Source organism: Verrucomicrobiota bacterium (assembly GCA_016871535.1).
In the GTDB taxonomy this organism is placed as follows: domain Bacteria; phylum Verrucomicrobiota; class Verrucomicrobiia; order Limisphaerales; family SIBE01; genus VHCZ01.
In genome coordinates, this window is sequence record VHCZ01000004.1 from 58027 (window position 1) to 79348 (window position 21322).

Here is a 21322-nt window from a genome sequence, read left to right on the forward strand (position 1 = left end):
TGTGCATGGCTGCGAGGCCAAGGAAGCTTCCCATAACCCGTAGCCGCCGAGGTAACGAGGCGGAGACTTTGGTTAACCCGGAAATCCGCCCCCTCACGTCGGCGGCCACGGTTCACGGAGAGCGGCCAACCTCGCGGTTCAGCAGAAACTCTTTCAGCCCGGACAGATCGTCCGTGTTGATCAGATCGACGCCGGCATCGAGCAATTCCTGCCAGACGGCCCGCCGATCGGGCGCGGCCCAGAATCGGACCATGCGGCCCTGAGCGTGCGCTTGCGCCACCAACTCTCGTAACTTTTGCCTTTCGGCTGCGGGGAACGGACCCATTCCGCGCCACTTGAACGCCAGATTCCAGTTGTCGCTGATCAGAGGGATGAACTCTTTCGGAGCTTTGGCATCGAGATCCAACAGCCGGCCATCGAAGGCTGCGTAACGGACGGAGTCGGCTTCCATCATCAGACGGGGACGATTCCCGGAGATGACGACGCGAACGGCTTTCGTGTCCATGGTCCCGGAAGAAAAGGTGCAGAGCATTTCGGAATACTGCCTCAGAATGTCGCGCAGCACACCGTAGGTGCTGGCCGCGTCGGATTTGATGTCGATGAGCAGAGTCACCACTGGTCCATCGCGATAGACGCGGCCGCCATTGCGCCGGACACGATCGCGCAGCGGGTCGAGGTAAAGCTTTTGCAGCGTGCGCGCCGGGGAAACCTTGTCGCGATCATGCGCGACCAGGAGCTGGCCATCGACGAGATAAATGTCCGCTTCGACGCCGCAGAAGCCGTGGTCGAGCGCGTCGAGCAGCGGGCGTTTGTGTTCGTAATCGTTGTGGGCGTGCGCGCGCGGCAGGGGAACAGGCAGCGGCTCGGCTGGCTGAACGGCGATGGAGGCCGCCCAGAGTAGAAGAGTGAGGGAAAGAAGTTTCATTGTGACGTCCATATCAATTGGGCGTGGCCAGCTCGCGTCGAATCAAATCGACCAGCGGCTGGACGGTTTGACGGCTGAAATCAAACCGGCAGCCCGCGGTGTGAAACAATTCCGGCAGCGGACGGGAACCGCCCAGTTTCAACGCGCTCCGGTACTGCCGCAACGCCGCGGCCTTGTCCTTCTTTGAATTCGCCCAAACCTGCAGCGCGCCCAACTGGGCGATCCCATACTCGATGTAATAGAAAGGATGAATGAAAATGTGAAGCTGCCGGTGCCAGAGATGCGCGCGCGCGCGCGCGTAGCCGCGCCAATCGATCTCGGCGCCGAATCGATCCATCAATTCCGTCCACACCGCCGTCCGTTCCGCCCGCGTGTGGCCGGGATGCGTGTAGATCCAGTGCTGGAAGGCATCGACCGTCGCGATCCACGGAAACAATTCCACGATGGTCTGCAAGTGCTCGCGCCGCGCCCGGTCAATTTCCCGTGGCGCGTAAAAAGCGTCGAGCCATTCATTGCCCAGGAGTTCCATGCTCATCGAAGCCACTTCACAGAATTCGGTCGGCGCGCTCCGGTAGGCGAGCAAATCCTCGTCGCGCGCGGCCAGCGAATGAAACGCGTGGCCCGCCTCGTGCAGCAGCGTTTCCACGTCGCGTTGCCGGCCCACCGCGTTCATGAAGATGAAGGGCACGCGCGCTTCCGTCAGCGTGGTTTGATAGCCGCCGGGCGCTTTGCCCTTGCGGTTTGCGAGGTCGAGCAAGCGCAGGTCGTGCAGCGAGCGAAAATCTTTGGCAAGCTCCGCGTCAAGCCGGTCAAGGATGCGTTGCACGCCCGCTGTGAGCTTATCCACCTTCTCGAAAGGCCGGAGTGGAGCACGACCCTGGGGATCCACGAAGAGATCCCACGGGCGCAGTTCCGGGAGCTTCAAACACTGGCGGCGTTCGGCGTGCAATTCCAGAACGACGGGGACGATAGCTCTTTCGGTGGTTTCGTGAAAGCGCGCGCAATCCTGCGGCGTGTAATCGAATCGCTCGCGGTCGCGGAAGGCGTATTCCAGGTAATTGGGAAACCCGGCGTTGGCCGCGATTTGTTCGCGCAGCTTGAGCAAGCGCTCGAAGAGATCCTCGAACTTATCCGCCTCTTGCAAGCGGCGGTTCGTTGCAGCTTCCCACGCTTCCTGACGCAGGGCGCGGTCCGGTTCCTCCAGATAGCGGCCCATCTGAACGAGCGTTTTTTCTTCGCCGCGGAATTGAACGGTCAGCGATCCGCTCAGTTTCTGATATTGCTGGCCCAGTTTGGCTTCCTCCGTCTCCAGGGGCACGTTTTCGGGGCGAAACAATTCCACATGCACTCGCGTTGTGCGGTCGAACACAGCATAACGGTCCTTTGGCAGGCCCTCGCGCCGCGGGTGGGACAGATAAAGTTGCTCGAGCTTGAATTCGCGCGGCTTGATCTGCGGTTCGAGTTCTTCGACGAAGTGAAGATAAGCTTTCTCCGCCTCGGCGTTGTCCGTGTGACAGGTCATGGCGATGTAACGGCGGCTCCCTTCTTCGTCGAGTGCCGCGAGAAGCTCCGCGCAGTTCAGCAGCCAGCGTTCGAGGTCCGGCGCCGTCTGGCACGCCGCGGCCTGCGCTTCCAGTTGGTCGAACAGCGGAGCGACACGGGACCAATCCGCGAAGTCAATTTCCAAGGGAACGAACTTTCGCGGCCGGTAAGCCGGCAATTGTCCAAACGGCAGCAAATCCATCAGCGGATGATAAGCGGACCGAGCCGAATGGGAAGCCGTAACGGGGCAGTTCTGGTCGGACCGTGGCCTTTAGGCCGCTTCAACGCTCGACTCCGGGGAGTGCGCGGAAGCAGCCTGAAGGCTGCGGTCCACACGGTCATCGGTTCATGGGCCGTGGGCGGGTCCGTAAGGAACGGGAGCTTCTCATGAACCCGGTAGGGACGGAGACGCTGTCCGCGCTCCTTTCAAACGTGAGAGGGTAGAGAGGGTAGATTTCTCCTTGTTCCACCTTAGGGTCTGTGCAAAAATAACTTCCGATTTTGGCGGGAGCGCCGCCTGACCGGATGCAAGGCGCGAGGAGGGAGCATCCCCGTTTTGGGGCTGTGACCGACGAGCAACGCCGCAGCCGGCCAGGCGCCGGCCCGCCCCGCAGGGCTGGGGCGATTTCGCTTTCTGGCTTCGTTTCTCCTCAGTCGCAGAGCCCTGGCTATGCTCCTTCGTCGTGCCTCGCCAGAAAGCGAAATCGCCTCCAGCAAAACCGGAATTTATTTTTGCACAGACCCTTAACGAGACGTTTAGCCTCCGAGTCGCTCGGAAGCGCACTGAGCCGTTCATCGATGCTATGAAACCACATTTCTGCCGCCGCCTTACCGCCGCGGCGTTCACCTTGATCGAGTTGCTGGTTGTGATCGCGATCATCGCCATTCTCGCCGGATTGCTCTTGCCCGCGCTCAGCAAGGCCAAACGAAAAGCTCGCGAGACAAATTGCCTTTCCAACTTTCGCCAATGGGCGCTGGCGGCCAATCTTTACGGCTCGGACGACGCGCAGGGCCGGATGCCGATGTTCGGCGACATTGGGAATAATCCGTGGGATGTGGCCTACGCCATGATCCCGGCTGTGCAGGATTACGGACTGACGGTGCCGATGTTTTTCTGCCCGGCGCGCCCCGGCGAGTTTCACGAGGCCCAAGCCTGGATGCTGAGGCAGAAGAAGATTCCGATCAGCAACAATGAGGACCTGCGCGTTTATTACAGCACACGCTGGACGTTCGGTTTCGCCATCATGCAACACAGTTGGTGGGTGCCGCGCTCCGGCAAACCCGGCTTCCGCGTCATGCCTTCCACGACCCGCGTGAACACCAACACGATGACCGAAGGCTGGCCCACACGGCTCGAAGATCCCGGCGCTTCCGCCAGCCCCATCGTCACGGACACGCTCTACCACGACGGTTTCATCACGAACTTGTCGATGGCCTGGGGCGGACATCCGACCAGGCGCGCCGACTCTGGCTTTCAGATTCAAGGAGGCGAAGCCGAATCGATCAGCCGGGCCTACGCCGACGGCCACGCCGATCTGGCCCGCCGGCCCAAGATCGTCTGGCGTCATTACGGCAACTGGACGAGCTTCTATTGAGGGCATCCGTAACCCCTCAGTTAACGACGGTGGAGCGACGCTCCTGCGGAGCTTTTCTTCGATGGCATTGGCTCGGCAGGAGCCTCGCCCCACCTTAACTACCTTAACTGAGGGGATACGGGCGTCCTTGCCGTCTCGTCGCACAGGCCGTAAAGTGCCGGCATGGCTGCAGCACAGGATGAACTGCGTGAATTTCCGCCGCCGACTCCCGCGCCGCCGGAACTGGCCGAGCGCGCGAACGCGTTGGCCCATGCGTATCCGGAGTGCTTCTGGTTCTGGCACCCGGAGGCGCGCGTCCGGCACCTCGAGGACGTGCGCCTCGTGATTGAACATCTCCGGGAGTACGGCGACCATCGCGCCTGGCGGGCTGCTCAGGAACTGCACCGATGCCTCTCACCTCTCTTCAAAAAGAAGTATTAGCGATCCTCGCGAGAAATCGGAGCGAGGAGAGCCACTTCGCTGGGGGTGTCGTGCTCAACGTGGCGGAGGATTCCGCCCGCTTTTCCCACGACTTCGATATCTTCCATGAACTCGCCGAAGAGGTCACTCGGGCCAGCACATGCGATGTGGCAAGCCTGCGGCAGGCCGGCTTCCACGTCGAGACCCCGTCTCGCTACGGTGAATGGGAGAAGGAATCCACGTTCCGTAAAGCCAAAGTCAGCAGAGCCGGCGAGGTTGTCGAGATCGATTGGGCAGCCGATTCCGCGTTCCGGTTCTTTCCGATCGAACGCGACGCAGTTCTGGGCTGGCGCCTCCATCTGTTCGACGTGGCCACGAACAAAGCACTCGCCTTGTCCGCCCGCACCGAAACGCGCGATTACGTGGACATTGTTGAGTTGCACAAAACTTTTCCTTTGTCCGCAATCTGCTGGGCGGCCTGCGGCAAGGATCCCGGTTTCACTCCCCTTTCCCTGCTGAAAATGATGCTGCGATTCGCCCGCGTGAATCCGATGGAACTCGACAAGATCAAAGCCCGCGCCATCGACCCGGTTGCGCTCAAAATGGCGTGGATCGAGATAAGCGACGAAGCGGAGGCAAAAATGACGCGCCTGGCAGATGAAAGGCCCGAAATGCCCATCGGGGTGGCGTTCGTGGACGCCGCGGGTCGCCCGGGCTGGATCGGCGACGATCCGTCGCTGCGCCTCCATGCGCCGTCCGTGCGCGGCTGCTGGCCGGTAGTTCGTGGACTCGATCCGGATTAGGCGGTGTTTGAGAATGTAGCCGCCGAAATGAGGAGGCGGAAACAGCCATCAGGTTTTCGAGAAAAGCCGCCTCCGCACGCCGGCGGCTACGGGAAAATGGACGATTCTCCAAACACGCCGTTAGGCCGACTCCACCTGCGTTGTGGCGCGGCGTGTGACCAGGCCTGCGATCAGGGTTTCAAGAATTACGATGCCGAAGGCGGCCAGGAGAAACCACCGCCAGAGCCGCTGCTGGTTCTCCAGTTCCGTCGCCAGCAGGTGCTGCCGTTTCTTCTCGGCTTGCCGCGAACTCTGTTTCGCAACTTCCTGCTTGAGCGGCAATCCGAGGCGCTCCAGTTCTTCCAACGCCAGCGACGCGGTCTTGCTCTCGGCAGGATCGAGATTGACGGCGACCTGCAACGCGGGAAGGGAAGCGATGGCATATACCCCGGGCAAATCGGTCTGCGAGAATCGCGAACCCGCCGCCAGTTCCACCTGCGCGCCGTCCGGTTTGCGCACGGTGATCGAAGGCGCGCGGTTTGTCGCCGCCAGCGAGATTTCGTCGTCCACCCTGAATTGGGAACGCTGCGGTTTCAGCGATCCGCTCAGTTCCAGCAGCGAATACAGCAACGGAACAAACTTGGAGGAGAGCGCCAACTGGCTGTCCGCCGGCTGCCAGCCCGCACACAAAACCAGCAACGAGCCGTGGCCGGCGGAGGACTCGATCAAAGCCGGATTCCCGTTGTCGAGCCGCGCCAGAATGCGCGCGCCTGGAATTTGCTCCGCAACGACCCGGCGGTGTTTCCAGAAATGAATTTTGGTGAAATCGCTGAATCGAGGATCGGCGAATGGCGCGAACAAAGGGTGATCAAACTTGACCTCGCCAAACATCGTGTAGCGTTCGCCGGCGACTTCCTCCGCGGCGACTCCGGCGACGCCCGTAAGCTGAGCAATGGTCTGGGCAACAGAAATGTTCTTCATGACGATCAACACCGTCTTGCGCGCCGCCAGAAATTCGCGAGCGAACTGGAGCGCGGGATCGAACAGAGGATCAGCGACGATCATCAAATGCGCGGCCGCGGCTTCGTTGGTTGACCAGACCGCATCCGGGCGTCTCACGAGCAACTGCACGGCCTGGCGGCGGGTCGTCTGAAACGCGCGCTTCAAGTAATAGAGCGGCTGCGTGTGATCGATTTCCGCTTCGTTCCCCAGATAAAGGACCCGGACTTCCTCGGCTTTCGGCGGAACATAGTAAACCGTGTTGTCGAACTCGTCGTCGTCACCCAGGAGAAGAAGATGATCGTTCGTGCCGGTCGCGGGCAGGGGCGGAGCGGCCACCGTTCGGCTCTGGCCTGGCGGAATATAGAGTTCGAGCGGGGGCGTGCCCTCGCTCGATCCGGCCCAGCGCACTTTGAACTCTTCGCGTTTGGAATCGGCGGCGTTGCTGGCGCGGATTCTCGGACCCAATTCATTCGTCGCCTGGACAGCATCGTCGATTTCCGTCACGAGCTGCAGGCCGGCGTTCGTGGTCTTCTTGCTTTTGACTTGCTCGATCGCGATCTCCACGCCGCGCGGCCATTCGTAACCTTGCAAGCCGTCCAGGTGGCTCCCTTCCTGCAGATCGCTGACCACGACGATCTGGCGCTGCGCCGAGCCTTCCTCCGGCGGAACATCTTCAAACGTTTCGGCGGCGGCGGTCAGCGCCTGGCCGAGATGCGTGCTCGACCAACCGGGAGTGAGTTCGCCCAGCCGTTGAATGGCGAGCGCTATGCGTTCGTGTACGGCCATCGTTTTCCATTGCTCGAAACTCAGCAGCGTCCGGGGTTGGCGGTCGAAGGCGAACACCGCCACGCGGTCCGTGGGCGAAACTTTCCTTAAGACTTCTTCGGCTTTGGCGCGCGCCGCGGCCCACAGATTCTGCCGGCGCATGCTGGCGCTGGTGTCAACCAGAAGAATGATCTGCCGGACTGTTTTGGGATCCGGTCCGGCCACAATCGGCTTGCGCATAAAAGGCCGGGCAAAACCGAACGCCAGAAGCCCCAGCACCAGGCAGCGGAGGATGAGCAAGAAAATGTTCTCCAGCCGGCTGCGGCGCGTCACGCGGGGCGGCGTCGGCGACAAGAACATCAGCGAACTGAATGTGACGCGCTCTCGGGAGGTCCGGCGGATCAAATGAAACAGGATCGGCCAGGCGACCGCCGCCACGCCGAGAAGGAATAAGGGGGCCAAAAAACTCATGTGTGCAGTGTTCTCACGCCCGTTCCGCGCGTTTGACTTTTTTGCCGCGGTGCATGCGCTCGCGCAGAAAATCAAACAGCGCCAGTTCCATGGGCCGGTCGGTCGGGACGCAGGAATAGCCGATGCCGAGTTTCTGGCAGATCGCTTTCGCGGCCGCGTTGTGCGTCTCCATCTTTTGCAGGTAGTGTTTCCGGACCGCCGCCGGGTCCACATACAGATCCCGCCCCGACTCAATGTCGTGGAAAAGCACGGCCTTCTCGAAGCGAAAGTTCAGCTCGGCCGGATCCAGCGTCTGAAACACCTCCACCTCGTGCCCGCTGGCCGTGAGCAAAGTCAGGTTTTTTTCCAGCGTTTCAATCGGCGCCAGAAGGTCCGTGATCAAGACCAGCAAGCCGCGCTTTTTCAAGACCTCCGCCGCGCGCTTCAAAGGCGCGCTCAGATCGGTGCCCGTTCCGGCCGGCGGTTTTTCCAGCGCCAGCATGAGATGCCGGAGATGGCCGGTGCGATTGCGCGCCGGCAAATACTCGCGGACCTGGGCGTCGAAGGTCAGGAGTCCGACGGCGTCGCCCTGCAAATAAAGGAAGTAGGCCAGCGTCGCGGCCAGCGTGTTCGCGTAAATCGTTTTGGAATAGGGCAGCGAGCTGTAACTCATGGACCGGCTGTTATCGACGAGGAGATGGCAGCGCAGGTTCGTTTCGTCCTCGAACTTCTTGATGTAGTAGCGGTCGGACCGGGCGTAGAGCCGCCAATCGAGGTAGCGCGGATCATCGCCGGGGCTGTACTGGCGATACTCGGTGAATTCCACGGAAAAACCGTGGTACGGGCTGCGGTGCATCCCGTTCAAAAAACCTTCCACGACCACACGCGCGCGCAGTTCGAGATTGCGAATGGCCATCAATGCTTGCGGGTTGATAAACGAAGCCGTCTTCGTTTCCAACGCCTCCGTGCCGCGCATCGAATCCAAATTAAGCATGGCGAGTTAGAGTCACGCTGAGACCGGAAGGTAACAGGCGATCCCGGCAAAACCAATTAAAGTTTGCAAAGTTTGAGCCCGTGAATACCGTTTTGTCGTGCGCCGGATCAAGACCACCCTGGCTCTCCTGCTCGTCGCCTTTTGGGCGCCGGTCAGCGTGCACTGCAAATTGGAGCTGGTTCCGGGCCTGGAGTTCCTCCAATGCGAGACGGAAACCCCGGCGGAATCGGACTGCGACGAAGACGGCTGCCAGGTCATCGAATCTGCGCGCTACAAGACCGAGGAGAACGCCGTGGTGGTCGTCCCGGCTTTCAACCAGATGGCCGCTCCGATGGCGGCGTCCTTCTGCGAACCCGCGCCTCTCCGCCTTGCAAAGTTCAGAATTCCGTCCACGGCGCCCCCTGAACTTCCCCGATCCTGGCAATTCTTCGAACGCGCGGCCTTGCCGCCGCGAGCGCCTTCCATCGTTTCCTGAAACCCGTCTGCGAATTCATCGCGGTCGCCCCGAGGCGGGTCTTGGTCAATTTGAAATCTCAAATTTGAAATTTGAGATTCCCCAAGCACCTCGCGGCCCGGGCAGTCAAGGGCGTTGAATTCACAGACACGTTCCTGCAATTCCACACCGGATTGCTTTGTTCGGACACGACCGATTTGGGTCGCCACAAAGATTCACTCAACGACGGTTTGATTTTGTCTGCTTATGAAACGATGCCTTTTGGGGAAATGGATGGGCCTGGCTATGCTCGGCGGCGCGGCTCTCAAGGTTTGGGCTGCCGAAGGCTCCGCAACCAACACCAACCTTGTGACGATCGACGCGCTGGTCGTGGAGGCGTTGCAAAACAATCCCGAACTCACATTCTACCAAGCCGAAGTCGCGGCCGCCAAAGCCGGACTCAAGACGGCCGGGCAGTGGGCGAATCCCGAAATCGCCGCATCGGCCGGGCAAAAAACTTTGCGCGGCCCCGGCTTCAGCGCGGAAGGCATGGCGTGGTCGGCGTCCGTGGCTCAGCCCTTCGAGTGGCCCGGACGCATCGGGCTGCGCAAAGCCATCGCCAACCGTGACGTTGAGCTGGCGGAACTTGGCTTCGAACGGTTTAAGGCCGCGTTGGCCTCCCGAATGCGCATTTTGGCCTACACGCTCTTCGCCGTACAGAAAAAGGCCGTGGCGGCTCGCGAAGTTGCAGACCGTTTCAGAGCGTTGCGCGAAGTGCTGGTGCAGCGCGACCCCGCGGGACTGACGCCGCTCCTGGAATTCCGCATCATTGAGGCTGGCGAGTTGATCTCCCAACGTGCCGCCACTCAGGCGGCACTCACCACGCAAACCGCGCTCCTGGAATTGAACCAACTGCGGGGTCGGGCGCTGGGCCTGCCGCTGTCCGTGGCGCAGACGAACCTCTCCTTCCGCGCGGTCGAAGCGGCCGAGACCCTGCTGACTCTCGCGCGCACAAACAACTTCGAGTTGCGTTTGCGCGCCGCGGAACTGGCGCAACAGGGTTTCCGCGTGGCGCTGGCCAGAAACGAGCGTTTTCCCGCGTTGAGCATCGGCCCGTCTTATTCGGTGGAAAAGGCGGGCGACCGCGAGCGGATTATCGGCGTGGGGATTTCCTTGCCGTTCCCACTCTGGAATCGCAACCAGGGCAACATCCAGGCGGCTCAAGCGCGTCAGGCCCAGGCGGAGACTTCCTACCTGGTTGTGCAACGCGAAATCGAACGCAAGGTGCTCGAAGCCACGCTGACCTACGAGACCAAACGGCGCGAAATCGCTGGCTGGCGGCCCGATGCCGTGCAGCATTTCAAAGATGCGGCGGAGCTCGCCGACCGCCATTACCGGCTCGGCGCCGTGCCGATTTCCACCTATGTCGAGTTGCAGAAGCAATACCTGGAAGCCGTCGAAAGCTTGCTCGACACCAAGAAAGAGGCGCTGGAATCGGCGGCGCAACTGGAGCTGCTCGTCGGCTCTCCGCTCTCACTGGTGATGGCGACCGCAAAGGAGGAGAAACCGTGAAACCTGTGCTGGAGTTGGCAAGAACAGCCGCCATGGCGCTTGTCATTATGCTGGCCGCGTGCGGAAGAGAAGCCAGCAGCCCGGTGCCGGCGGAGGAAAATGCCGTTGCGCTCGGTCCGCAGTTCAGCGCGAAGAAAGGCTTGCTCGTGCCTGAGGACACACGCCGATCACTCGGCTTGAAAATCGTTGAAGTCACGGAAAGGAAGATTTCCACGACCGTTGAGGTGCCGTTGCGCGTGTACCGGTCCGACGACAAAAACTGCCTGGCAAGCGGCACGGTTGCGCTCCAGCAAGCGCAGCGGCTGAAGCCGGGCCAATCATTGCAGGTGCGCATTGAGGACGCCACAGAGGCCCTCGGCAAAATCATCGCGGTGAACGACACGCTGAGCAAGGCGTCCGGCCTAGTCGAAGTGCTGGTTGAGATCCGGAAGGGCCTCTCTGAGGTTGATAATCATGTCCCGCGGGATCAATCGCCTCCTTCCCCCTCACCCCAGCCCGCTCCCTTGAGGAGAGGGAGCACCATTTCCAGCGCAGGACAGGAACTCGCGGGACCGGTTGATCCGGAGCGGCATGGACAATTCCCTCTCCCTGGGGAGAGGGTCAGGGTGAGGGGAAAAGTGCCGGCAAGTGATCGATCGGGAATTCACACCCCCACGGCTCCGGCCAGCCAACAGCCCCTCACCATTCTGGTCGGGGCATTTCTGAGGGCATTCGCCACGGTGGATTCAGCCGAAGCGGTCACTGCGATTCCGCGCGCTGCGCTGGTCCAGTGCAGTGACGGTTATTCCGTTTACACGGTGAACGGCGAGCACTTGATCCGCGCGGCCGTCAAAGTGGGCGCGGCCGACGCCGAATTCGTCGAAATCAAGGAGGGCCTTTACGCCGGCGACCAGGTGGTGGAGCACCCCGTCCTGTCGCTGTGGCTGACGGAGCTCGCAGCCGTCAAAGGCGGACAAGCGTGCTGCGTGATGCCGCCGAAGGGGAAGTGAGGCTGAGGAAGTGTCCAATGCGTCAACTTAAGCACCTCGCGGCTCAGGGACGGAAAGATTCCGGCAAATCTTTCGGGAGAGATTCCTGCCGATCTCGGCATGACGGGGCACGGCTTCTTTCCGGCGTGTCCGGGGATTCCACCACACGGTGTGTTCGCCGCCCTCGCGGTAAAACTCGCAACCGTATTCGTGCAAATGCCGCAGAAGTTCGCGGCGTTTCATGCCACCGTGATTACGTGGCGTTCCGCGCCTTTTCGAGTGAAGCTCAAAAGTTCCTCCTCCTGGATTTCGAGCATGAGTCTGATGGCTTCAGTCAGGCTGGCGAGACACTCGGCCTTCGTGCGGCCCTGACCGTTGGCACCTGGAACCTCTGGACAGTAAGCGACGAACCACTTGCCGTCTCGTTGCACCAAAGCCGTAAAATGCCGGGAGGCTCCTTGCGGCCGAGCTGTCTTTCTCATGCCTCCATCTTATCCAACGCGCGTGTCAGTCGCAAGCCCTGCCGATCTGCCATTCTGCAGCCAGCATGATTTCCCGCGTGATTGACATCTCACTGCGGCATCGCGCTGCCCTGATGCTGGCGGCGGGACTGCTGGTCGCTTTGGGCGTTTGGTCGGCCACACGGCTGCCGATTGATTCGGTGCCGGACATCACGAATCCGCAAGTGCTGGTCAATACCGCGGTTCCGGCGCTGGCGCCCGAAGAAATCGAAACACTCGTCACGCTGCCCCTCGAAAGCCAGATGGCCGGGTTGCCAGGCATGATTGAACTGCGCTCCCTGTCGAAGTTCGGGCTGTCGCAAGTGCGGATGACATTCGAGGACGGCGTGGACCTTTACCGCACCCGGCAACTGGTCAGCGAGCGGTTGTTGAGCGCGGCGGAAATGATCCCGCCCGGGCTCCAGCCGCGGCTGGCGCCGATCAGCACGGCGCTCGGCGAAATCTTCTATTATGCAGTCGAGTTCGCCGCGGATCCGAGACGAGTGTCGGAGCATTGGAGTAATGGAATGAGCCCCGCTGCCACTCAGCCCAGCACTCCAGCACTCCCACACTCCAGCTCTCTTTCCGTTCAGGAAAAGCTGATGTCGCTAAGACAACTTCAAGAATACGTCATCAGCCCACTGCTCCGGGCGACGCCGGGCGTTGCAGCGGTGAACACCTCCGGCGGATACGAACGGCAAATCGTGGTCACGCCGGACCCGGCGCGGTTGGCGGGCGTGGGCCTGACCGTGGACGAACTGGCGCGCAAGCTGGCGGAAAACACGCAGAACGTCGGTGGTGGTCTGGTCGAAATCGGCGGCGAGCAAGTCGTCATTCGCGCGCACAATCGCGTGAACACGGCGGACGAGATTGCAAACCTGCCGCTCAAGTTCGCGGGTTGGTCAACGCCGTTGCTCGTGAAGGATGTGGCCCACATCGGCATCGGGTCGAGCTTCCGCACCGGCGCGGCCACGGTGAACGGGGAAGAAGGTGTTATCGGCGGCGCGCTGATGTTGGCGGGCGGCAACAGCCGCATCGTCGCGCGAGACGTGGCGGAGAAGCTCGCGAAAATTCAGGAGAAACTCCCGCCGGGCGTGGTCGTTCGCCCGCTTTACGATCGGTCCGATCTCGTCAACCGCACGCTGCACACGGTCGCGCTGAATCTGTTCGAAGGCGCGGTGCTGGTGGTGGCGGTGCTGTTTGCCCTGCTCGGCAATCTGCGGGCCGCGTGCATCGTTGCGCTGGCCATCCCGCTCTCGATGCTCTTCGCGGTCACCGGCATGGTGGGGAGCCGCGTGTCGGGAAATCTCATGAGCCTGGGCGCGATAGATTTTGGCCTCATCATCGATGGCGCCGTGGTGATGGTCGAAAATATTGTCCGCCATTTGACCCAAAAGCAGCGGCAGCTCGGACGCGAACTCACCGCCGGCGAACGGCTGAGCGAAGTCGTTTACTCAGCGAAGCAGGTGGCGCATCCGATGTTCTTCGGCGTAGCCATCATCACCGTTGTCTATGTGCCGATTCTGGCGCTGGTGGGGATCGAAGGCAAAATGTTCCGGCCCATGGCGCTGACCGTTGTTTTCGCGTTGGCCGGCTCGTTGGCGCTGGCTTTGACGCTCATGCCCGTGCTCTGCGCGCTCTTTCTGCGCGTGCGGCCGCAGTCTGAAGTTCGCTCCGCTGAACCCGGTAGGGCGAGCCTGTCCCCAGCGAGCCAACTCGGACGTATTCCAAGCTCGTCCAGCGGCTCGCCGGGACGGACTCGCCCTACCGAGTTCAGGGCCCGTGAGCAGGGTTCTGAAACCAAGGAAGCTCTCCGCGAAACGATCCCCCTCACCCCATCCCTCTCCCCCAGTGGGGGAGAGGGTGTCCGCAGGACGGGAGAGGGGGAATCTCGTCAGTTCGAGGATCAAGAAAACAGGGAGGCTCCCCAGGAGGAAGGAACCTGGCTCGTTCGCTGGGTCAAGGCGCTCTACACGCCGGCGCTGGAGTTCGCATTCAGGTTTCGCCGGTTTGTGCTGGTGGCGGCGCTGCTGTTGTTCGCTTCGTCGCTGTGGGTTTTTCAGCGGCTGGGCGCGGAATTCATCCCGCAACTAGACGAAGGCACGATGCTGCTCCAATTCATCCGCAGCAGCAGCGCCGGACTGGACGCGTCCACCGAGTTGCAGCGAAAGTCCGAGAAGCTGTTGTTGGAGAGGTTTCCCGAAATCGAACATCTCTTCGGTTTGATTGGCACCGCCGAGATCGCGGTCGATCCGATGGGGCCGAACGTGAGCGACACGTACGTGGAATTCAAACCGCGCCGCCAATGGCGCAAAACGAACGGGCACCCGATCACGAAGGCACAGCTCATCGAATTGATGCGGCGCGAACTCGCGGTCCACGCTCCAGGCCAGACCTATCTTTTCACGCAGCCGATCCAGATGCGCTTCAACGAAATGATGGCCGGCGTGCGCGCCGATATCGCGGTGAAAATTTACGGGGACGATTTCCGGGAACTGGAACGCATCGCCACCGAAGTTCGCGATTTGTTGCGAAGCCTGGCGCCAGAGAGCGACGTGGAATTCGATGCGTTCGGGCGCTCGCCCTTGCTGGAGATCAGTCCGGACCGTGAGGCCCTCCGCCGTTACAACTTGCCGACCGAACAGCTCAACCGGGTGATCGCGGCGGCGCTGGCCGGCGCGGAAGTGGGCACGATGATCGAAGGCAACCGGCGTTTCCCCATCGTGGTCCGGCTCGCTGAAGACGCGCGCCGCAGCATCGAAGTCATGAAGCGTTTGACCGTGCGCGCGGACGAGGGCGGCTTGCTCACTCTCGGACAACTCGCGCGTTTCAATATGATGGAGCAGGTGAGCGCGGTAACACGCGAGGCCGGTCAGCGGCGAGCCGCCGTGCTCGTGAACTTGCGCGGCCGCGATCTGCAAGGGTTCGTCAACCAAGCGATGCAACGGCTGAACGCGGAGGTGAAGCTCCCGCCCGGCTATTATTTTGAATTTGGAGGACAGTTCGAGAACCTGCAAAAGGCGCAGACGCGGTTGGCGTTGATTGTTCCCCTGGCGCTGATCTTGATCTTCCTCTTGATTTACATGAGCTCAGGGAGCGTCCGTCAGTCGGCCTTGGTTTTTGTTTGCGTGCCCCTGGCTGTGACGGGCGGCGTGTTGGCGCTGTGGCTGCGCGAAATGCCCTTCACCATCAGCGCGGGCGTGGGCTTCATCGCGCTCAGCGGTATTGCGGTGCTGAACGGAATCATGTTGATCAGCTTCATCAATCAGCTCCGCCGCGAAGGCCGAAGCATACGGGAAGCCGTCATTGAGGGCACGCTCACGCGTCTTCGGCCGAAGTTAATGACGGCGCTCGTGGCCAGCCTCGGTTTTGTGCCCATGGCCCTTTCGACCGGAGCGGGCGCCGAAGTGCAGCGTCCGCTAGCGACCGTCGTCATTGGCGGGATCATCTCTTCGACTTTCCTCACGCTGGTCCTGCTGCCCGTTCTGTACGAGTGGCTGGAGGGGAAGTCCGTAATCCGTAATCCGTAATCCGCAATCAGAAATGCTATGAAACGCATAATCCTCATATTGGCCGGCGTGCTTTGCGCCGGATTGATCACGGTGAATGCCGCCGACAAGAAACACCTCGGCGGACCCAAGGGCGGACGGTTCCTGGAGAAAACCGAGCCGCGCGCCGAGTTCTTCCTGGAGAAAGATCACACCGTCACCATCACGTTCTACGACGCCGCGTTGAAGCTCGTGCCCGTGGCCACGCAGGTGGTCACGGTGATTGCGGAGGCGAAAACCGGCAGAACGAAGCTTGAGTTCGAGAAGAAGGGCGACGTGCTCGTCAGCAAGGCCAAGCTGCCTGCCGGCGACGGCTACAACCTGGTGGTGCAGTTCAAGCAGACCCCGGAATCGAAACCTCAGAACCACCGCTTCAAACTGGACCTGAGCACCTGCGCCGGCTGCAAACGCGCCGAGTACGCCTGCATTTGCGATGAGTGAACCTGGCAGTCCTTGCGGCAGGAGCGAAGGGTGAGCGTTGATCCGCCAGAATCGGTTGGGTTAACAGGAGCAAACAGAGGAAACAAGTGGAACGATCAGCGCCATCCGTACCCAAGGATGAATCGGTCCTTCACTATAGAGGCCTATCAATCTTTGTGTTCTTTGTGCTCGCTGTGGTTGATTTGAGAATCGCCAAGTTTATCGAACTCTGCTTGCCTGAGCACTGCCATGCCGTACGAGCTGGAAATCAAAGACGAGGCGAAGACCAGATTGAGGGCCTTGCCGGAAGACATCCGTCGCGAGATCGGCTATCGGCTCCATCGCTTGCAACAGGATTCCAGCGGCGATGTGAAGAAGCTGCAGGGTTCCAAAAACCAATACCGGCTGCATGTAGGCGATCATCGCGTGCTGTTTGAATTGATCGGCAAACACATCGTGATCTATACGCTCGGCCCCAGAAAGGACATTTACCGATGAGCACCGCCACCATGAAGGGCACGGCCCGCCGCCGCCCAGACCTGGATCGCCAGATCCGTGAGGCCAAGGCCATCCTGCGCGAACTGCGCGATACGCTTGAGGACTTCGACGACCGCCGTGAACTGGCTCGTGCGAAGAAACGAAACGCAGGCAAGCGCGGCACGGACTGGGAAACCGTCAAAAAGGAACTCGGTTTCGAGTTCTGATTCACGTCCCTGCTTGCCGCTCCAACTCGACCGTTCGCGAATGCCCGATCCATTCCAATACGACGTTTTCCTGAGCCACAACCAGGCCAACAAGCCGCGGGTGCGGCGGCCGGCGGAACGGCTGCGGGCGGCGGGCGGCGACTTACCTCTCGACCTTCAACTCTCAACCCTCAACCGGTTCAGTGGTTGGACCGCAGCACCGTTGGGAGGGGCAACATGCCCTTTCGCGATCCAGCCAACGCCGGTCGTCGCTTCATCCCGCTTCGGCACGCAAGACTGAGGGAGTCCCATCGCCTGAACACACCGTCAAGAAGCTGCATGAGCCATTGCTTCAGGCTGGTTACTCTTGGGAAGAACACGATGCACCGGCCGAGCCGAAAGACAGGATTCATTTCGGTTTGCCCTACCATTTTCTGAAATGGCTTCAGCAATCCCTTTGCGCCGCCTCAGCGGCTACCGCCAGCGACAAATCCATTCCCGCGCAGCGACGGTGACTTGCTCGCCGTTCAGCGTGACGGTCGTTTCCGCATCGTTGAAATTCTCGATGACCCAACTGTCGTCGCGGAACAAATAGAGCGCGACTTGATTCGGCGCTTGCAGGGACTGCTTGAACGGACGCAAGAGCGGTTCGCGGAGGGCGTTCAAGTCCTCTTGCGAGAGGCGAAGTAATGACTTGGGATCGCCCTGCAAGGGCAGGATACGCACGTTCGTGGCCGTCAACTTGACCTTGTCGCCGAGCTTCTTGGCCAGACCGTCGGTGAGCAGAACCGGTTTTCCGTCCGCGATGAATTTCGCGAGTTTGCCCGCGAAGTCCGTGTCTTTCAGCGCGTGCAGCGAGAAGAAAGCGGCGGGGGCGTTGGCGGGGAATTCATGGCAGGGCGCCAGAGGCAATCCCAGCATGCCCACAAAATCAAAGACGCGCGCCTCGTTTTCCGGATGGCTGTTCGGCGGCTTGTACGCGGCCAGGCCGATGGTTTCGCGGCTCCGAACCTCCTTTGCGACTCTCCACAGTTCGGGAATGTTTGCGCGCAACGCCTCGACGTTGCGCGGTCCCGTATCCCTCTGGAGACCGCCATAGCAAAACAGCATCGATTCCCGCGCTCCGGCCAGCACCGTCTGGCGCGCTTGCTCGAGATAGGTCCGCTCAGTGGTGCCCAGCCAGTCGTACCAGCCGCCGCCGCACTTGTCGCCGCCGAGGCCGCCCAGCCACCGCATGATGAAGTAAGCCTCATACTGGACCGTGCCGCCCCAACGTTTGTCGGCGTAATCACGCGTCTCGGTTCCCACCCAGATGCGGTCGAAGTCCGCAGTCTCGCGCACGACTTCGTAGCCGCGTTCGTGGAAGCGATCGTACCACTGCGGGTATTTGATGATGAGCCGGGCTTTCGGGTTGATCTGCTTCGCGGCGGCCAGCACGCGGTCGCGGGAGAGACGCACCATGAGTTCGCAGCGGTAGGCTTCCCAGGTTTCAGCGTTCACCGGATAAGTTTTGTCACCGACCTTCACCCACTTTGCGCGGCGAGCCGCGTCGCATTCGGGACAGGCGCAGTCGGTGAACCAGAAATCGTCGATCATGATTTCGTCGAACAGGCCGGCGGTGAATTCAAAGATCGACTGAAGTTTGTCTTGCGTGGCCAGATCGGTGAAGCAGGAGATGGGTTTCCATCCTGTGGAAGGCTTGCCCACCTGGGTCGTGGTCACACAACCGGAGACCTCGAATCCGGCTTCGCGGAACCGTTCCCTGGCGTTCTGAAGCGCATCCCGCTCCGCGTGATAACCGTCCCGGAAAGACTCGAGATAGACCTTCGTGATGGCGGTCCGCTTGCACCAGTCGATGGCCGCGTGGAAGCCCTCGTCACGGGACAAATGGTTGCGCACGTCTTGCGCAGTGAAGAGCGTCGAGAACCGGTGCGTGGCTTCTTGGGCCTTCGCGAGTTCCCAGAGGGGCGGGTCGTCCGCGGCGCTGGCAGCGGCTTGGGCTGCCGATGGGGCCATGCCGCAGAAAACGGTGGTCACGAGAATGAGAGACAGGAGGTGATTCATAAGACTTCCAGCCCAGAGTAAGCGCTCACGTGCAGCCGATCCATTGACGTGAATCAATGAGTGCCATTCCGATTGTCTTCCGGGTTTCAAGTTCGTCCGAATGGATTTCTTCTGGGGCGGCATCGAGCGCAAGCCGGGCGAGTACGATTGGGCCCCGTACGACGAATTGACGGCTAACCTGGAGAAACGAGGTCTTCGGGCGCTCTACATTCTCGATTACTCGAACCGGTTATACGAGGAGACGGTCGTGAGCAAGAATCCGATCACCGGCCAGGAGCAGCGGGAGGTCGCCTCACCGCAGCACCCGGAGAGTGTTGCCGCATTCGCGCGCTGGGCCGCGGCCGCCGCGAAGCGATACCAGGGTCAGCGCATCCTCTGGGAAATCTGGAACGCGTGCGCTCCCCATCTGACTGAATGGACGAATTCTCTTACGAACCTGATTCGACCACGGATTACACGGATCACACGGATCAGACCGCTACCATATCCGCGAAATCCGTGAAATCCGTGGTCAAGAAATCGGTTCAGTACCTTCTCGCCGGCAGGGATGCTGGCGCTCCCAGGACAGGCTGCGTTATCGCTTCTTCTCCCGCGCTCCCGGCTCCTTGGGGGACGAAGCCGGCGGCGCGAGCTTGGGGCCGAAGTGCACGGACGCCAACTCAAACCGCAGATGGTAAGTGCCGGCTTCCAGCTTGGTCTCGATTTTTCCCGCCACTTTGTGGAAGACGCGCAGCATCGCGTGGTTGTCCGCCAGCACATCCGCCGTGAAGCCGGTGATCCCGTTCTCCAGAGCGACCTTGCTCACGTACTGCAGGAGGAATGTCCCGATGCCGCGATGCTGATAGTCATCGTGAACGGTGATCGCGACCTCGGCTTCGTTGGCCGCGCCGTCCCCCATGTAACGCCCGACGCAAATCATCCGCTCCCGTCCTTCAAACGGAATCAGCCCCACGATGGCCATGTCTCTCCGGTAATCCAGCGTGACGAATTTTTGCACCTGCTCGTGAGACAAATGGCGGATCAGGGCGAAGTAGCGTTGCAGAATCGTCTGCTCCGAGTGCGAGTAGAAAAGTTCCCGGAGCAACTGCTCGTCCGTCGGTTGCACGGGCCGGAAAAAGACTCTCAGCCCGCCTTTGAAGGCTGCGCTCGTTTCATATTTCTTCGGATAAGGCTGCAAGCCGGCCGGCAGCGCGATCTGGCCGGGGTGCACCAGGTGACGCGCCCGCGCTTCGCGCATCAATTCGTCCCGGAATTTCGGGTGCGCCACATGGATCAGCGCCAGGGTGCGTTCCCGCACGCTTTTGCCGTGCAAGCTGGCCACGCCGTATTCGGTCACGACGTACTGCACGTCGGCGCGCGACGTGACCACGCCCGCGCCTTCTTTGAGCCGGGGAACGATTTTCGTGAAGGCGCCGTTCTTCGCGGTGGAAAGCAGGGCGATGATCGGTTTGCCACCCTCGCTCCGGGCCGCGCCGCGGATGAAATCCACCTGGCCGCCGAACCCGCTGTAGAATTTGTCCCCGATCGAATCCGCGCACACCTGCCCGGTCAAATCCACTTCAATGGCCGAGCTGACGGCGACCATGCGGCGGTTGCGCGCGATTTGGAAGGGATCATTGGTGAACTCCGTGGGACGGAATTCAAACCGCGGGTTGTCGTGGATGTAGTCGTAAAGCTTGCGCGTCCCGAAACAAAACGAGCTGACGATCTTGCCGGCGAGCAGCGTTTTCTGGCGGCAATTCAGCACGCCCTTCTCAATCAGGGGAACGATCGCTTCCGTGAACATCTCCGTGTGCATGCCCAGGTCTTTCTTGTCCATGAGCGCGGACAGAAACGCGCTGGGAATTTCGCCGATGCCCGTCTGGATCGTGGCGCCGTCTTCGACGAGCGACGCGATGAATTCGCCGATCCTCAGCGCTTCCGGAGAAGGCGGTTCGACGGCGTGCTCCAGGATCGGCAGCGCGCTTTCGACCATGGCATTGAGTTGCGACACATGCACGAAACTGTCGCCGAGCGTCCGGGGCATGTTGGGATTCACCTCCGCCACGACGTAGCTCGCGCTTTCGACCGCGGCCTTCACGACATCGACCGAGACGCCGAAGCTGCAAAAGCCGTGCACGTCCGGCGGCGAGACCTGGACGAGCGCGACGTCGAGATGGAGTTTCTTCTGGCGGAAGAGCGCCGGGATCTCACTGAGAAAAATCGGTGTGTAATCCGCGATGCCCTCATTGACGGCCTGGCGCACGTTGGGGCCGATGAAAAAGGCGTTGTGGCGGTAATTGGCGAGCAAGTCTCGCTTGGCGTAGGGCGCCTCGCCAAAGGTCAAGATGTGGACGATTTCGACATCGAAAACGTCCGGGCCCCGGGCGGCCAGCGCGGCGACGAGGCGTTGCGGCGTGGCGCAGCCCGAACCGACGAAGATTCGCATCCCGCTCCGCACATGAGCCAGCGCGGCTTCTGCTGTAGTCCAGTTCATGGTTTGTTAGTTAGTTCCACAGCGAGATTGGACCGGCTCCACGGATTTTGGCAAGGCTCCGACCGAACTTGGCCATCGGCGCGGGCCGCAAGGAATCCGCCACGGAGACTTTGACCAAGGATCACACGGATGAACACGGATAGGAACCTCGCTGGTCCGGTCACTCACTTCTTTATCCGTGTGATCCGTGTAATCCGCGGTTGG

Annotated in this window: 18 protein-coding genes and 1 pseudogene; 11 read left to right on the forward strand and 8 right to left on the reverse strand. The window is 61.1% G+C overall.

The window, feature by feature from the left end; all coding sequences use genetic code 11:
- Positions 1-112: 112 nt before the first annotated feature.
- Together FJ398_01320 and FJ398_01325 are read right to left on the reverse strand one after the other, a co-directional pair.
- Entirely contained in the window at positions 113-937 is an 825-nt protein-coding gene (locus FJ398_01320; protein ID MBM3836595.1) for a hypothetical protein, read from the reverse strand.
- Between the two features lies 1 nt (position 938).
- On the reverse strand, positions 939-2669 hold the full coding sequence (locus FJ398_01325) for a M3 family oligoendopeptidase (GenBank protein MBM3836596.1): 1731 nt from the start codon (positions 2667-2669) through the stop codon (positions 939-941).
- A gap of 601 nt (positions 2670-3270) precedes the next feature.
- On the opposite strand from FJ398_01325, the pseudogene FJ398_01330 reads away from it, so the two are divergent.
- The 3 genes and pseudogenes from FJ398_01330 to FJ398_01340 all read left to right on the forward strand — a co-directional run bounded on the left by FJ398_01330 (position 3271) and on the right by FJ398_01340 (position 5264).
- A pseudogene (locus tag FJ398_01330) lies at positions 3271-3435 on the forward strand (type II secretion system protein).
- Positions 3436-4224: 789 nt separating this feature from the next.
- Positions 4225-4482, forward strand: coding sequence for a hypothetical protein (locus tag FJ398_01335; GenBank protein ID MBM3836597.1), 258 nt, complete (start codon positions 4225-4227; stop codon positions 4480-4482).
- Positions 4449-5264 carry a hypothetical protein gene (locus FJ398_01340; GenBank protein ID MBM3836598.1) on the forward strand — a complete coding sequence of 272 codons (816 nt, stop codon included), beginning with the start codon at positions 4449-4451 and terminating at the stop codon, positions 5262-5264. The genes FJ398_01335 and FJ398_01340 overlap by 34 nt, the downstream gene beginning before the upstream one ends.
- Positions 5265-5384: 120 nt before the next feature.
- Here the strand turns inward: FJ398_01340 and FJ398_01345 are convergent, their stop codons facing one another.
- Together FJ398_01345 and FJ398_01350 are read right to left on the reverse strand one after the other, a co-directional pair.
- Entirely contained in the window at positions 5385-7481 is a 2097-nt protein-coding gene (locus FJ398_01345; protein MBM3836599.1) for a VWA domain-containing protein, read from the reverse strand.
- A gap of 13 nt (positions 7482-7494) precedes the next feature.
- Positions 7495-8376, reverse strand: coding sequence for a DUF58 domain-containing protein (locus FJ398_01350; protein MBM3836600.1), 882 nt, complete (start codon positions 8374-8376; stop codon positions 7495-7497).
- Positions 8377-8551: 175 nt separating this feature from the next.
- Between FJ398_01350 and FJ398_01355 the strand changes: the two genes are divergently transcribed.
- The 3 genes from FJ398_01355 to FJ398_01365 all read left to right on the forward strand — a co-directional run bounded on the left by FJ398_01355 (position 8552) and on the right by FJ398_01365 (position 11448).
- The gene (locus FJ398_01355) at positions 8552-8929 is read left to right on the forward strand and encodes a hypothetical protein (GenBank protein MBM3836601.1); all 378 of its coding nucleotides are present in this window, start codon (positions 8552-8554) and stop codon (positions 8927-8929) included.
- 225 nt (positions 8930-9154) lie between these two features.
- Positions 9155-10459 carry a TolC family protein gene (locus FJ398_01360; protein ID MBM3836602.1) on the forward strand — a complete coding sequence of 435 codons (1305 nt, stop codon included), beginning with the start codon at positions 9155-9157 and terminating at the stop codon, positions 10457-10459.
- Positions 10456-11448 (forward strand): efflux RND transporter periplasmic adaptor subunit, encoded by a 993-nt coding sequence (locus FJ398_01365; GenBank protein ID MBM3836603.1) that lies wholly within the window; start codon positions 10456-10458, stop codon positions 11446-11448. Before FJ398_01360 ends, FJ398_01365 begins: the two co-directional genes overlap by 4 nt.
- Before the next feature lie 27 nt (positions 11449-11475).
- On the opposite strand, the gene FJ398_01370 is transcribed toward FJ398_01365, so the two are convergent.
- Both FJ398_01370 and FJ398_01375 read right to left on the reverse strand, forming a co-directional pair.
- Positions 11476-11670, reverse strand: a complete 195-nt coding sequence (locus FJ398_01370; GenBank protein ID MBM3836604.1) for a type II toxin-antitoxin system HicA family toxin — start codon at positions 11668-11670, stop codon at positions 11476-11478.
- Positions 11667-11909: a type II toxin-antitoxin system HicB family antitoxin gene (locus FJ398_01375; protein MBM3836605.1), complete on the reverse strand. Its 243-nt coding sequence runs from the start codon at positions 11907-11909 to the stop codon at positions 11667-11669. The genes FJ398_01370 and FJ398_01375 overlap by 4 nt, the downstream gene beginning before the upstream one ends.
- A 1568-nt stretch (positions 11910-13477) precedes the next feature.
- Between FJ398_01375 and FJ398_01380 the strand changes: the two genes are divergently transcribed.
- The 4 genes from FJ398_01380 to FJ398_01395 all read left to right on the forward strand — a co-directional run bounded on the left by FJ398_01380 (position 13478) and on the right by FJ398_01395 (position 16599).
- Positions 13478-15457, forward strand: coding sequence for an efflux RND transporter permease subunit (locus FJ398_01380; GenBank protein ID MBM3836606.1), 1980 nt, complete (start codon positions 13478-13480; stop codon positions 15455-15457).
- A gap of 18 nt (positions 15458-15475) precedes the next feature.
- On the forward strand, positions 15476-15916 hold the full coding sequence (locus FJ398_01385; GenBank protein ID MBM3836607.1) for a hypothetical protein: 441 nt from the start codon (positions 15476-15478) through the stop codon (positions 15914-15916).
- Between the two features lie 228 nt (positions 15917-16144).
- Positions 16145-16393 carry a hypothetical protein gene (locus tag FJ398_01390; protein MBM3836608.1) on the forward strand — a complete coding sequence of 83 codons (249 nt, stop codon included), beginning with the start codon at positions 16145-16147 and terminating at the stop codon, positions 16391-16393.
- Positions 16390-16599, forward strand: a complete 210-nt coding sequence (locus FJ398_01395; protein ID MBM3836609.1) for a hypothetical protein — start codon at positions 16390-16392, stop codon at positions 16597-16599. The genes FJ398_01390 and FJ398_01395 overlap by 4 nt, the downstream gene beginning before the upstream one ends.
- A gap of 453 nt (positions 16600-17052) precedes the next feature.
- Here FJ398_01395 and FJ398_01400 read toward each other — a convergent pair whose 3' ends face one another.
- A complete protein-coding gene (locus FJ398_01400; GenBank protein MBM3836610.1) occupies positions 17053-18642 on the reverse strand; it encodes a hypothetical protein in 1590 nt (529 codons plus the stop codon).
- Between the two features lie 100 nt (positions 18643-18742).
- Here FJ398_01400 and FJ398_01405 point away from each other — a divergent pair, with 100 nt between their 5' ends.
- Positions 18743-19144 carry a hypothetical protein gene (locus tag FJ398_01405; GenBank protein ID MBM3836611.1) on the forward strand — a complete coding sequence of 134 codons (402 nt, stop codon included), beginning with the start codon at positions 18743-18745 and terminating at the stop codon, positions 19142-19144.
- A 72-nt stretch (positions 19145-19216) separates the two neighbouring features.
- On the opposite strand, the gene FJ398_01410 is transcribed toward FJ398_01405, so the two are convergent.
- The gene (locus FJ398_01410) at positions 19217-21118 is read right to left on the reverse strand and encodes a GNAT family N-acetyltransferase (protein ID MBM3836612.1); all 1902 of its coding nucleotides are present in this window, start codon (positions 21116-21118) and stop codon (positions 19217-19219) included.
- Positions 21119-21322 lie beyond the last annotated feature (204 nt).